9 protein-coding genes are annotated in these 13,191 nt (G+C 55.7%); 7 read left to right on the top strand and 2 right to left on the bottom strand.

Annotated elements, in window-relative coordinates; translation table 11 throughout:
- Nucleotides 1–83: 83 nt before the first annotated feature.
- Nucleotides 84–1,430, bottom strand: a complete 1,347-nt coding sequence (locus AUK77_RS07410) for a class II 3-deoxy-7-phosphoheptulonate synthase (protein WP_296127747.1) — start codon at nt 1,428–1,430, stop codon at nt 84–86.
- Between the two features lie 279 nt (nt 1,431–1,709).
- Between AUK77_RS07410 and AUK77_RS07405 the strand changes: the two genes are divergently transcribed.
- From AUK77_RS07405 to AUK77_RS07375, 7 genes are all read left to right on the top strand, one after another.
- Complete coding sequence (locus tag AUK77_RS07405; protein ID WP_296127745.1) at nt 1,710–3,965, top strand: AAA family ATPase; 2,256 nt, start codon at nt 1,710–1,712, stop codon at nt 3,963–3,965.
- An 88-nt stretch (nt 3,966–4,053) separates the two neighbouring features.
- Nucleotides 4,054–5,319, top strand: coding sequence for a site-specific integrase (locus tag AUK77_RS07400; protein WP_296127741.1), 1,266 nt, complete (start codon nt 4,054–4,056; stop codon nt 5,317–5,319).
- Entirely contained in the window at nt 5,316–6,911 is a 1,596-nt protein-coding gene (locus tag AUK77_RS07395) for a site-specific integrase (protein ID WP_296127738.1), read from the top strand. Before AUK77_RS07400 ends, AUK77_RS07395 begins: the two co-directional genes overlap by 4 nt.
- Nucleotides 6,908–9,136: a hypothetical protein gene (locus AUK77_RS07390; protein WP_296127735.1), complete on the top strand. Its 2,229-nt coding sequence runs from the start codon at nt 6,908–6,910 to the stop codon at nt 9,134–9,136. The genes AUK77_RS07395 and AUK77_RS07390 overlap by 4 nt, the downstream gene beginning before the upstream one ends.
- A gap of 2 nt (nt 9,137–9,138) precedes the next feature.
- Nucleotides 9,139–9,537 (top strand): hypothetical protein, encoded by a 399-nt coding sequence (locus AUK77_RS07385; RefSeq protein WP_296127733.1) that lies wholly within the window; start codon nt 9,139–9,141, stop codon nt 9,535–9,537.
- A gap of 768 nt (nt 9,538–10,305) precedes the next feature.
- Nucleotides 10,306–11,292, top strand: a complete 987-nt coding sequence (locus AUK77_RS07380) for an ImmA/IrrE family metallo-endopeptidase (protein WP_296127731.1) — start codon at nt 10,306–10,308, stop codon at nt 11,290–11,292.
- A complete protein-coding gene (locus AUK77_RS07375) occupies nt 11,293–11,928 on the top strand; it encodes a hypothetical protein (RefSeq protein ID WP_296127728.1) in 636 nt (211 codons plus the stop codon).
- 255 nt (nt 11,929–12,183) lie between these two features.
- Here the strand turns inward: AUK77_RS07375 and AUK77_RS07370 are convergent, their stop codons facing one another.
- Nucleotides 12,184–13,008, bottom strand: a complete 825-nt coding sequence (locus tag AUK77_RS07370) for an inositol monophosphatase family protein (protein WP_296127726.1) — start codon at nt 13,006–13,008, stop codon at nt 12,184–12,186.
- Between the last annotated feature and the right edge of the window lie 183 nt (nt 13,009–13,191).

Raw genomic sequence — 13,191 nt, 5'->3', positions numbered from 1 at the left:
AGCCGCGACTGAGTGCTAAAGCGCTGAAGGCATCGCGGCTAAAGCGCCGCGCGGCTCCTCCCACAGAGTCTGCTAATCCTCTTCTAGCGCCTTACCTGCTTGAGTGTTTCAGCGATCAGGAAGGCCAGTTCCAGAGACTGGTCGGCGTTCATCCGTGGGTCGCAGTGGGTGTGGTAGCGGTCCGACAGGCCGTCTTCAGTGATCGGCCGTGCGCCGCCGATGCATTCGGTGACGTTCTGCCCGGTCATCTCGATGTGAATCCCCCCGGCGTAGCTGCCCTCGGCCTGGTGCACGGCGAAGAATTGCTTAACTTCGGCAAGGATCTGCGCAAAGTCGCGGGTCTTGTAACCGCTGGACGCCTTGATGGTGTTGCCGTGCATCGGGTCTGAGCTCCACAGCACCTGGCGCCCTTCGCGTTGCACGGTCTGGATCAGGCGCGGAAGACCGGCTTCCACTTTATCTGCACCCATGCGCACGATCAGGTTGAGGCGGCCGGGATCGTTGTCCGGGTTGAGGATGTCGATCAGGCGGATCAGCTCTTCGCTGTTCATGCTCGGGCCGACTTTCACCCCAATCGGGTTGCCCACGCCGCGCAAGAACTCAACGTGCGCGCCATCCAACTGACGGGTGCGGTCGCCGATCCACAGCATGTGGGCGGAGCAGGCATAGTCGCCGCCAGTCAGGCTGTCGCGACGGACGAAGGCTTGTTCGTAGTTCAGCAGCAACGCTTCATGGGCGGTGAAAAAGCTGGTTTCGCGCACCTGGGCTGCGCTGTCCATGCCGCAGGCGCGCATAAACATCAGGGTTTCGTCGATGCGGTCGGCCAGTTGGTTGTACTTCTCGCCCAAGGCTGAGTTTTCAATGAACTCCAGGTTCCATTTGTGCACCTGATGCAGATCGGCAAAACCGCCCTGGGCAAAGGCACGCAGCAGGTTCAGCGACGCGGTGGATTGGTGGTAGGCCTGCAGCAGGCGCTCCGGGTCTGGCACGCGGCTGGCGGCGTCAAAGCCGATGCCGTTGACGATGTCGCCACGGTAGGCGGGCAAGGTCACACCGTCGATGGTTTCATCGTTAGCCGAGCGCGGTTTGGCGAACTGACCGGCCATGCGTCCAACCTTGACCACTGGGGAGCCGGCAGCGAAGGTCATGACGATGGCCATCTGCAGCAACACCTTGAAGGTGTCGCGGATCTTCGCCGCGCTGAACTCGGCAAAACTCTCGGCGCAATCGCCACCCTGCAGCAGAAACGCGCGGCCCTGAGTGACCTCGGCAAACTGGCGGCGCAGTTCGCGGGCTTCACCGGCAAACACCAGCGGCGGATAACCGGCCAGGGTCTGCTCGACCTGCGCCAGGTGCGCGGCGTTCGGGTACTGCGGTTGTTGCTGGATCGGCTTGGCTCTCCAGCTATCAGGGCTCCAGGGTTGCGACATTACGGCTCTCGGCTTAAGTCAAATCAGGCGGACGGGCATGGTAACCGATAAGCCAGACGCTTCAAGTCGATAGGCGCAATAGACGCACTGCATGAGGCTGGCTCCGAGGGAGGCATTGCAATCAGGTTGTTTGCCGGCTGTTATCGCGTTGGGCAAACCTTTGGCTAGGGATGCCCGAACTTTGACGTGCTTCACGCTCTTTGTTCAGGCGCGGGCTAGCATCCACCGCCAGGCGCGGCGCTCGTTCGCGCGAGAATAATAAAAATTAGGGTCTGCCCAATGGACCGAATCCAACCGTGCGCTTCGACGGCCACCGGCGTGCTGCGCCAGGATCTTCTGGACCTGCTGATACGCAGTGACGCGTTCACCCTCACGCTGTTGCTGGCACCGGCCGGCTCTGGCAAGTCCACCTTGCTGCAGCATTGGCGAGCTCGCTGCATGGCCAGGCAGGTGTTCTACCCGCTGCAGGCGCGAGACAACGAACCGCTGTATTTTTTCCGCCGCCTGGCCGACAGCATTCGCGCACAGGTGAGCGATTTTGATACCTCATGGTTTAACCCACTGGCGGTGGCGTCCAGCTTATCGCCCCGGCTGCTGGGCGAATTACTGGCCGATGCCCTGGCGCGGGTAGAAGGGCCGCTGTTTATCGCCTTCGATGATTTTCAGTGGATTGAGTCACCGAGCATCCTTGAGGTCATGGCGGTGTTGCTGGAGCAGTTGTCCGGCCATGTGCACCTGATCATTGCCAGCCGCAATCACCCGGGATTTGCCCTGAGCCAGCTGAAACTGGACAACCGCCTGCTGTGCATCAATCAACATGACTTGCGTCTGTCACCCGAGCAGGTGCAGCAGCTCAACTGCCACTTGGGCGGGAAGGCGCTGCCTGCCGATTATCTCGACACCTTGCTGGGGATGACCGAAGGCTGGGTGGCCGGGGTGAAGATGGCCCTGTTGGCCTATGCGCGTTTTGGTACGCAGGCCTTGCAACGCTTTAATGGCAGCCAGCCGGAAATCGTCGATTACTTTGGCCATGTGGTGCTGCGTCAGTTGCCGCCACAGTTGCGTGAGTTTCTCCTGTGTTGCGGGCTGTTTGAGCGTTTTGACGGTGCGTTCTGTGATGACGTGCTGCAGCGCACGGGCTCGGCCTTGTTGCTGGAAGAGTTGGCCGAGCGGCAATTGTTTTTGCTGCCCGTGGAGAACCAGTCAGGCAGTTATCGCTTCCATGCCCTGTTGCAGGATTTTCTCAGCCGGCGCTTGTTGATCGAGGCGTACGCACGTCTGGAACCGTTGCACAGCCGGGCGGCGCATTATTTTCTCCGCCGGGGTGAGTTCGAGCAGGCGCTGCAACATGCCCATCAGTGCGCCGATCAGGTTTTTTTTCTGGAGCTGTTGGAGCACAGCTGCGCGGCTTGGGTGCGCTGCGGGCAATTTGGCGACATCCTGCGTTGGTTAGAGCCGCTACCTGAAGTGCAGTTGTTGGCTCAGCCGAAATTGCTTGGCTGGCTGATTGCAGCGCTGTCGTTGTCACGGCGTTTTCATCAGGCGCATTACCACTTGGAACTGCTGGATAACCTGCTGCACAACAGGCCCGATACCCCCCTCGATCCGGCCACGCGGCAGTTCCTTGCGTTATTGCTCGGCCTGTTTGAGCAGGACAAAGATTTCGTCCCGCCGCCCGCCTGGCGCGAGCTCCTGGGGCCGGGGCAGGATGTGGAAATCCGCGCCTGTACCCTGGCGGTCATTGCCTATCAGCATTTGCTGGCTGCCCGCCTGCAAGACGCCATTCGCTTTGCCAGTGAGTCCAAACAACTGTTGCGCCAATGCGGGCATAGTTTTTTGGAGAGTTACACCGACCTGATCATCGCGCTCTGCCACCGTAACGCCGGGCGGGCGACCCATGCCCGCAAACAGGTGTGTCTGGATTACCAGCAGGCCGATCAGGCCTCGCCGGCCTGGGTGAACCGTGCCACTGCCATGGTGGTGGTGCTGTATGAGCAAAACCAGTTGGCCGAGGCGCAGCAGTTGTGTGATGAGCTGATGGCGATGGTCAACTCGTCCTCGGCCACCGAGGCGATTGCCACGGTTTACATCACCCTGTCACGGCTGCTGCATCGGCGTCAGCAGCAGGCGCGAGCCAGTCGGTTGCTGGATCAGTTGTCGTGCATTTTGCAGCTGGGCAACTACGCACGCTTTGTCAGTCAGGTGGCACAGGAGCGCATGCGTCAGGCGCTGCTTAGCGGTAAAAGTGCGGCCATGGAGGCGGTCGCCGAGCGCTTTGAGTTGCCCGCGCGGCTGCAGGCCGGTGAGTGGGAAACGGTACGTGCCTATGATGAAAGCTGGGAGCGTCTGGGGCTGACCTGCGTTTATTGGTTACAGGCACGCGGTGCGCAGGCGCAAGCGGCGCGCATCCTCAAGGTGCTTGGCGCATCGTTGCAGCGCAAGAGCCTGTTTTGCCTGCTTTGTCACTTTTGGACATGGTTTGATTCGCCTTTAATCCTGTTTTTTCAGTGCTTTATGGTAGCGGCAAGCGCTTAAATTCTGGAAAGCAAAACGTTAGGTTTTGCGTTGACCTTAACTTGTTCCTGACTATACTTAGAAAAGTTATTTTTTATGAGAGAGCAATATGGGTTTCCAGGTCATAGAGCAGGTGGTGAATGGTGCTCGTAGAAAGCTGCTGGTGCAAGACTACATCCCGGTTTACTACCCCAACCTCTACATGACCATGGAACACTCGGGCAGAGCACTGGAAACAACAAAGAAGTACCTTGAGCATCTGGTTGTGCTTGAGCAGTTTCTGGCTTTTTCCTCTATTGATCTGATTTCTCGCATCGAACAGCGCCCTGCCAGCCAATACCTGACAGACAGTGAGCTTTCCAGATTTGTGTCGGACGCGGGGTTTAGTAAGGAAACCTTGGCCATGAGGTATGCGGGGATGCGTTTGCATCCGACTGCCTACAAATCCGTTGGCAAAGTCCATGCGCGGCAGCGAATCGAGGCGGTACGCGATTATCTGGCCTTCCTCTATGACAAGTTGGGTGATCACTCATCACGATATGAGGCGGTTGACGATGTGAAGAAGCGCATCAACCGCAAGATCAAAGCGGCCAGCCCTGCGTGGAAAAAAACGCGAACGGACGAAATGAAGGGGCTTACGAGTCAGGAGCGAACTCGCTTGCTGGAAATAATGCATCCGGATAGCGCCGAGAATCCCTTTTCAGATGAGGCCATCAGGCTGCGTAACTACATCATTTTGCTCTTGGGTCTCGACATGGGGCTGCGCCGCTCTGAGATGCTGCTGATTAAGACCAGCGATATTCACTGGCACAGTCGTCAACTAGCGGTGGTCAACCTAGAGGATGAGAGCCTCGATCCACGAACGATGGCCCCGCAATTCAAAACCCACGAGCGCATGCTGGTGATGACCGATGACTTGTATGACGCAATCACTGAGTACGAATCGAAATATCGCCACAGAAAGCACCGTAGCGGCGCATCGCGAGCGAGAAGGCATCCGTTTTTGCTGGTGGCGCACAAGCGAAATGAGGGCGGACCTCTGACCATCAAGGCAGTGGATGGTGTTCTGTCCAGGGTACGAGAAATAGCGCCAGAACTGGCTCATGTGCACCCGCATATTCTGAGGCATGATGCGGTCTACACGATGCTGGAAAGCATGCGTGAGGAACTAGCAGCGCTGACGCCGGAGGATCGCACCACGCAAGTTCAAAAGGTCCTCACATGGATGTTCGGCTGGAGTCCCGAGTCGAACATGCCCGGTCTCTACGGCGCCAAGTTCTGGAAGGAAGAGGCAGACAAAGCGATACAGAAACGGGCCGAGCGGTTTACGGTCAGCCGTCATGTGGCCAGCTCGACAAAAGGAGATTCAGAGTGAAAGTCTCCGTCGTAGCCCTTCAGGCACCCACGAAGGACAGCCTCGATGCGTGGTTGCACACGCCTCGCCTGGCGAAATGTGGGGAGGTGTTCACGCCCGCCGAACCGATGTGGAGACCGGATAAATCGGCTAATTCATCAGCCAACTGGGAAGCGGCTATTGCCTGCGTCTCGCCGGATTGGCAGCCCTGGTTGCACGCCGCCCTGGCGTACCGAATGGCCGATGTGTCAGCGAGCACGGTTGCTAACAACACCAGTGTGTTGTCGCGGGCTGCTCAGGCCGGGATAGACCCGCTTAACGAGAATCACCTGATCGCTCTGCGGGAGCGCTTAAGCATGTCTGAGCTTTGTATCATCGCCGCTTTCATGGCGTTTTGGCACGACTGCGAATCCCTCGAACAGCGCCCGTCGCGAGCCCTGATCGATGCCTACCAAGCACTGCCCAGGAAAAAGCGATCCAGCAAAGATGCGATCCTCAGCCTGGACCCTGAACAAGGCCCGTACACGCAGGTGGAACAGGACGCTCTGCATCAATGGATACATGAGCAGTTTTGTCACGGGCAGTTAGATTGCGAGCAATACCTGTACCTCCGCATATTGATGATTTACGGGCTGCGAGGCTATCAGGCGCGAGGGATAGTTTTTGGTGATTTCACAAAGGGAGATCAGGGCTGCAAGGTCAGAATACCCTTTGCAAAGCAGCGAGGCGATGAGGGCGTTTGGCGAGTAAAGTACGAAATATTCAGTCTGGATGATGACCTCTACAGCTTGGTGCAGACCTACAAGAAAATGGTTCTGGCGCAACTCTGGCAAACTTATCCAGACGGTACCGACTGGGATGTAGCCATTGAGAATTTGCCCCTCTTTCGTCGGAAGCTGGATGCCGAAGCAGGAACGAGGGAGGTGATGAATCCCCCTGTTTTGCTCGACAGCCCTCTTCAAAAAGGCCTCGAAGACGCGCCGCAGGCGATCTTTCATGCCGGAGCAAACACGATCCGTTCTTGGCTTGCGCGCATAGAGCATATGAAGGGCTGTCCGATTTCGCCTCGCACCCATCAGCCGCTGATTTTGACGCGGGGTCACCGATTCAGGCACACCCTCGGCACGGACCTGTCTAATGCGGGGATGAGTGAGTGGGCGATGGCCCGCGCATTGATGCACAAGGGTACTCAAACAGTGCGAAAGTACCGACAGGTGTCGGCAGAGTTGCTGGCGTTGATCGACGCGAAGATGACCGACCATCTGGCCTTAGTTGTGAATGCGTTCACCGGGATCATCGTCACAGATCGCACCTCAGCGAAAAACGGGGAACTAGCGGATCGACTAATCGAGGATCTGGCGGTGTGCGGTGCTGATGCTGCCTGCCATCTCGATGCGCCGTTTACCTGTTACGCCTGCGGAAAGTTTCAGCCACTTCTGGACGCGGACCACAGTTCGGTCCTTAAGCGATTGGAACGTCGTCGGGAGCAAACAATTGCTACGGACAAAACCACCGGCGTGCTCTGGGATCGGGCCATTTTGGCTTGCCGCAAGGTGATTCTGGATTGTGAGGCCATGCGCCGATCATCGGGTTCTGGAAGGACAGAAGAATGACCGAAGCGTTTGATTCTGAACCGACGAATAACATTGTCGATTTTAAGCCCAGGAGCCAATTGGCTGTGGAGGCTCAGCTCGCGGCGTTTATCGAATGGGCAAAACAGACCCTGCCCAAAGGCATTCCCAATCGAGTGCACGCGAGTATTCGCTGGGAAGACGACAGTTGGCACCCGCATGGCGTCCACTCCTGTAGCTTCACGACACTTGGATCGACCAAAACCGCCCAAAAGGCGATGCAGGCACCCTTCACGGATTTTGCAAAAGCCATAATGGTGTATCGAAAGGTGTATTTGCAGAAAAAGACTATTAAAGAGTGGTTGTTCGCCCTGAAGGCGCTGGAAACCGCCCTGTTCGAGTTGACCGGCACGCGGGATGTGACGCGGGTGTCCGCCGCTGTCTGTAATAAAGCGTGCGACTACATGAACCGTCACTGGACAAAAGGCAATACTGCATACAGCCACGGTAAGGCAATTGAGGCCGTCATCACATTGATGCGGGCCAAAAAACTGTTCAAGTCGGATTTTCGGTGGACCTCTCCGCTGACACGGAGGCAGAGTGGCACGCTCAAGCAGCAAAAAGCGGATCGGGAAAGTAAGCTCCCCAAAACTGAAGCGATCAAGGCCCTCGGGGAAGTTTTCAATAACGAATTGACCCGCCCCCTCGATATCGTTGTGACATCCGCCTGTGCGCTGTTGCTAAGCGCACCTAGTCGCGTGGGTGAATTGGCGGATATTGAATTGGATTGCCTAGTATTCAAAGAGGATACCCAAGGCAACCAGCGCATGTTCTTACGCTGGTACGCGGAAAAGAAAAACCAGGTGACGCTGAAGCCCGTCATTACGCCTGAGATGGAGCCGGTCGTCGAGCGGGCCATCACGTTACTGAAACCGATCACCGATGAGGCGCGGGCTTACGCCGCCTGGCTGGAGGATCATCCAGATGAGTTTCCGCCCCATGAAGGACTTCCATCCAAGGGGCCTGATGAACCGCTCACCTACGCAGAAGCTTGTGCCGCGCTGAAACTCAGCGTTCATGAGAGAAGCAACCCGCGAGCCGTATTCAATAACAATTTGAAAGGCATGGAGAAGCAAACGGCACTCAGCCCCGTCGCCCGAGCCCTATTGGCCGAGATCCGAGACGGTTGGGATTCCAGCGCGGGGAAGCGCATATTTGTTAAGGGCAGGATAGAGAGCTTTGAATTTGACGACCGGTGTGTGACCACGCTGCGCAAGCTCAATGTACTGTTGCGGGAGAAGTATCTTCCAAAGGATTTTCCATACACCACGCCTTACACTGAGGGCAAAGCTCGGGTGAAGTACCGTGATGCGTTGTTCACCGTACGCACGGGAGCACTGGTTGAAGACTCAGGTAAGGTTGCTGCGACACACGGGTTTGGCGTGGAGATCGCGGCGACCCCTAATCGAATGTCTGTGCAATTAGGCGGTTCAAACGACCCGAATAAGAAAAGCTTGTTCGAGCGCCATGGTTACCCCGGCGTCACGGTCAACACGCATGCGTTTCGGCACGAATTGAACACGCAGATGCACCGGGCAGGCCTTTCGCAGCTCTTGATTGATGCTTTCTCCGGGCGCACGTCGATGGGGTCGGTCTACAACCATGAAACCGTCGAGGAACGCACCCAAAGGGTTGCGGATTACCACCCACAAACGAAGCACAGCACCGCTGCTCAGCGTCTGGAAAAGGTCAAAACCAATCAGCCGCTGAACCTGATTGAGGTGAGGGAACTGCGCGAGGGTGAGCAGGACCGCATTATCCATCTAACCCCTTACGGCGTTTGTGTGCATGACTTTGCTTCCGAGCCCTGCCCGAAAATGGGTGCCTGTTTGGACTGCGGGCGGCTCGGTTGCGTCAAAGGGGATGACGTAAAGCTGAGCAATCTTAAGGAAGAACGCGACGACCTTAAACGTCGTCTCGATAAAGCCCTGGATGCGCAGTCTCGGGGCGTGTTTGGGGCATCGGAGTCGGCCAAAAAACTGGGTGAGAAGCTCTTTAAGTGCGAGGCGCTCATCCATACGCTGGAAAACCCCGAACTCGAAAACGGTGCCATCGTGTGGAACGCCGATAACGGTTGGACGCTGACCAAGAACGCCGCCGCAATGTCGGGGCTGATCGAAGTCAAAGTCATTGAAGAGAACCAGGCGCAAGAGGCGTTGCCATCGCTGGATGACGTCTTGGCCTTGCTGGATGAGATCGAGGGTTAACGATGGGGCATTTAACGCCAAAGGATGAGAAGCGCATCATTAAGCTGATTGAGGAATGGTCAGAGCCGAAGCTGACCTGGCCCTTGCTCGTTGAGGCCTGCAAAGAAAAACTGGGGATCAGTCGTGCTCGCCAGTCCCTGATGAATCTACCTGCCGTGGATTTAGCAATGAAGAATGCCAAGGCGGGATTGAGGGCTCAGAAGCTGAAGCCGGGCTGGATTGCCGATATTCAGGCAGCCAACGAGCGCATTGAGGAACTGAAAGCGACCAATCAGAAGCTGTCGGCTGTTCTTCGAGATATGTATGAGCGGTTTTTGATCTGGCAAGCCAATGCGGATATGCATGGGCTAACGCAATCAATGCTGGAGCGTCCGGTTTCACAGCTTCAAAAGAAGACCTGATCCGGTGTTCAGAAACTTAAACCCGGAAAAGGCTCATGGGATGGCAGCTACGTCCTGAAATTCGAGCCTTCGGACAAGATCCATCACAAGACTGGCAGGAAGGCTGCCAGAAGTTGCCCAACTTGCCCCGTGATATTTGCCGCCGTTTTTGAACGGACTAACCTGTGAGCAGACGGCGCAGACCAGGCCTCCAGAACGGATTCTATAATCCTCTATAATTTGACTATAAAAGCCTATAAAGCCCTTTGTAGAGCAGCCCGCTCTATCTCTCAACGGGTCCGTGTGCGCGACGTTGCCTATGGCGAGCATGTGTCCGGTATCTGGGGATTGAGGTCGATGACGCCCTGGAGATGGCGGAACAGACCGAGGTTTGACCATACATAGCGACGGTCGAAGTTAGGCCGTCGCTAACCGGCCATAAACAGCCACTCGCTCAAGGCGTTCGCCCCAAGCCAGTCGTGATGCCTCCCGAAAGGAAGGGGTTCGCGGCCTACGTAACGCAAAGGTCTTTCCGCTGTCAAACTTTGGCGTCTCAGCGATTGTCCAGCCCGCGCCCCTCCGTCTCGGTGCTCGTCATTTGCTTCAGATCGTGAGCGCCAGAACATGTCACCCGGCTGAATACCACCTTTTTTGGTAACTTGTCAGAGTCGTTTGACCTGTGGATAACTTGAGTTTTTGGTGCTAGATCTATATGATGCGGTGGCATTTTTGCTGCCTTTGTGTCCAACACATTGCAGCTAAGTCAAGCTAGGCCAAGGAGGAGAGGTTATGACTAACATTCAGCACCTTTACTCCGCCCTCGGGAGGCAAGGCCTCACGAGGCAAAAGCTTGCACATATTCTCCCAGAATGGTGGTCCCCAGAGATTGAGGCAACTCCATCAGGTGCCCAGCAGGCCAAGCTCTACTTGGCTAAAGCCCTCAGCTTGCGCATCCGCCCAATCAGTGAAACACCACCACGCATTGAGTTTGACCTTCCAACAGAGAAGCGCTTCAAGAGGTCAGCCAAAACTACCGATGCTGATATTGAAGTTGCTGTAGCACTTGCACAAAGCGCCTCTCGCATAGCTATTTCCGCCCTGGATCGGGAGTATCTCTTACCCCCCCCTTCTGCTGCCGACATACGTGCGCATATTTTGGGAAAAGGAAATGACTGGGTAGGTCTTTCTCAGCTAATTGACTATTGCTGGGATATTGGAATTCCAGTGCTCCATCTTGCCACCCCTCTTCTTGGTAAAAAGAAGATGGACGGCATTGCAATGTCAATTAAAGGCCGGCCATCAATCGTACTGTCAAATAAGCGCGTAAGTGGCTTTCTGCTTTTCCATCTAGCTCATGAGCTTGGACATATAGCGTTGGGACACGTTGCGGCTAACGGCGCAATTGTTGATGACGAGATTAAAAATAGCGACGCCGACGCAGAACGTGATCCTCAAGAGGTGGAGGCAGATCGCTTTGCAATTGAGCTTCTGACAGGGAACGCAGACGGTAGACTCACCCTTCAGAGCATGATGAAAGCGTCGCGACTTGCGGAGCTTGCTATTCGGTATGGCCGTGAGCACCGTATAGACCCGACACATGTTGTCTTGAACTGCGCCCATAACAACAACAAACTTTTCCCCCTTTGCGTGAGCGCCGCTAACCTCATTGCTGGCGACAGAAGTGACCAGCAGACTGTAACGCAGGCCGCGTGCGATAATCTGGCCGACGGCCTGAACCCGGATAGCGAGCATCTGTTGCGGAATCTTATTGCTTAAATGATTCTGCTAACCGATAACGATATATTAATAAAGCTCTCACAGTGCAATCTTACCAATGAGGCTTTAGCAGTCTTTGAGTGCGCGCTTCCCGACTGTCATGTTCTTGATTTCGTTAAGCACTCTCTATATCTAAATGATGCAGATAAGTGCATTGCCAAGCGTGTCGGCAGCGTCGAGGCATACGAGAGACTCTACGAGTTAGTGCAGGGGTGCACAGAGCTTGGAGCTGCAGATGAAGATATTGATTTCCTAGAAGAGCTTTCTCAGATGGAAAATATAGATGCAGGTGAGCAGGCGCTTTTGCTGCATGCTCACGACTTGCATGACAAAGGAGCGCCATTCTGGCTGGCCACAGGAGATAAAAGGGCTCTTATGGGAGTACATAATTCTGAGTCCGTCACCGCCAAGAGTATTCTTCGGCAACGAGTAGAGTGCACAGAGTCTCTGGTATTAAAAATTATGAATATATATGGATTCGATGCCGTAAATCATAAAATAGCCGGCGCAGCCCGAGTAACTGCTCGATTTGACAGTGTCCTGCGCATGGCATTCGGGACTGGACGCGACATCAACCATGCCAGAGGCTGTCTGCAGAGCTACTTGAATCCTATAACCAGCTTCATCCGCCCGTAGCCCCCAACCAGCCGGCATGAAAAGAGAGAATTATTCGCCGGTTAGTCCAACAGAGGATGGTCAAGGTCGCTTCCATCGCACATAAGCGCCAAGCCTGGCCAATAAATCTACAGGCAGCGTGAGATGCGGAAGTCGAGTAGCTGTTATTGGCCGACTCCAGCCTGTTGCGACCGGCGACTCCAGGCCAGAAGATGCCGGGCGAGAGTCTACGAGACTGGGGGAGGTTCAGCCAGACGGTTGAACCATATTCACAACTCAAGGCACAACACCACTGCCTTTCAACGAATCCCACGGCCGGCCGAGCAACTCCATGCACGCCGCTTGCGCACCACCGAAGCAGAAATTCAAACCTCGGCTAAAGGCTTGTGGTGATGCGTATCGCACCGGCTCACCTTTCTCATTCCAAATATCACCATTGACAGCCCGCAGCAGAGCATGGCCCGCAACCAGGTCATGGGGGGAAACGCTGTATAGCGATACGGCAGCAACACCGTCGCCTGCTGCAACACGCGCCAGACGGTAAGCAATGCTTGGCATCGGATGAAAAATGGCCGGATGGCAAAGCACCGCATTCTGCTTGTCTTTTTGGGTAGCCCCGTAGCTAACCATTACCTCTGCTCCCGTTGCCAAGGTCACCGATTGCAGGTCATTCACTATTGGGCGACCATTTCTAAGCAGGGCCGGCATACCTTCAGCCCAAGCAATGCAGTCTGGGCCTCTAGCCGTGACAGGGGCGTGCACCACGCCTAGCACGGGCGTTAAGTTGTGCAGCAGTCCAATAGAAACGGCAGAGCCAGCACGCCGTTCCAGGAAGTCAGCTGTGCCGTCATCCGGGTCAACAATCCAACAAAATGGATGGGCTGATAGCTCGCAGCCTGTTTCTTCTCCGACAAAATCACAATCAAGGATTTGCTTAAGTCGGCGTCGCAAAAGTAACTCGATCTCAACATCGACGTCAGCCTTAAAGCCACTGCCCCTTGGGCCGTCTGGTCTATTAAGCTCTGACTCGATAAGTCGACCTGCGTCGTAAGCAAGCTGCATGACGGGCTCAAGAAGGTCGCCGAGCTGCAGTCCTGTCATCAGCTCGTTTCCCAGTAATTCCCCTGGCTGACCAAGCCAAAATCCTCAGAGGAAAACGGCTGTTCATCATCGAACATGCCATTGACTGCGGATTCCACGCTGACTCGGACACCCATTCCACGCACATCCGGACAGTGATTCCACGCTGATCCGGACACTCATTCCACGAGCATCCGGACACCG

This window comes from Pseudomonas sp. Ga0074129 (genome assembly GCA_001465025.1).
Lineage (GTDB): Bacteria > Pseudomonadota > Gammaproteobacteria > Pseudomonadales > Pseudomonadaceae > Aquipseudomonas.
Note: the sequence above shows the minus strand (reverse complement) of the source record. Positions and strands in the feature narration are given on the sequence as shown.

Coding starts and splice junctions, on each gene's coding strand:
- AUK77_RS07410 (WP_296127747.1), bottom strand. CDS start 1,430: ATGTCGCAACCCTGGAGCCCTGATAGCTGGAGAGCCAAGCCGATCCAG.
- AUK77_RS07405 (WP_296127745.1), top strand. CDS start 1,710: ATGGACCGAATCCAACCGTGCGCTTCGACGGCCACCGGCGTGCTGCGC.
- AUK77_RS07400 (WP_296127741.1), top strand. CDS start 4,054: ATGGGTTTCCAGGTCATAGAGCAGGTGGTGAATGGTGCTCGTAGAAAG.
- AUK77_RS07390 (WP_296127735.1), top strand. CDS start 6,908: ATGACCGAAGCGTTTGATTCTGAACCGACGAATAACATTGTCGATTTT.
- AUK77_RS07385 (WP_296127733.1), top strand. CDS start 9,139: ATGGGGCATTTAACGCCAAAGGATGAGAAGCGCATCATTAAGCTGATT.
- AUK77_RS07380 (WP_296127731.1), top strand. CDS start 10,306: ATGACTAACATTCAGCACCTTTACTCCGCCCTCGGGAGGCAAGGCCTC.
- AUK77_RS07375 (WP_296127728.1), top strand. CDS start 11,293: ATGATTCTGCTAACCGATAACGATATATTAATAAAGCTCTCACAGTGC.
- AUK77_RS07370 (WP_296127726.1), bottom strand. CDS start 13,008: ATGACAGGACTGCAGCTCGGCGACCTTCTTGAGCCCGTCATGCAGCTT.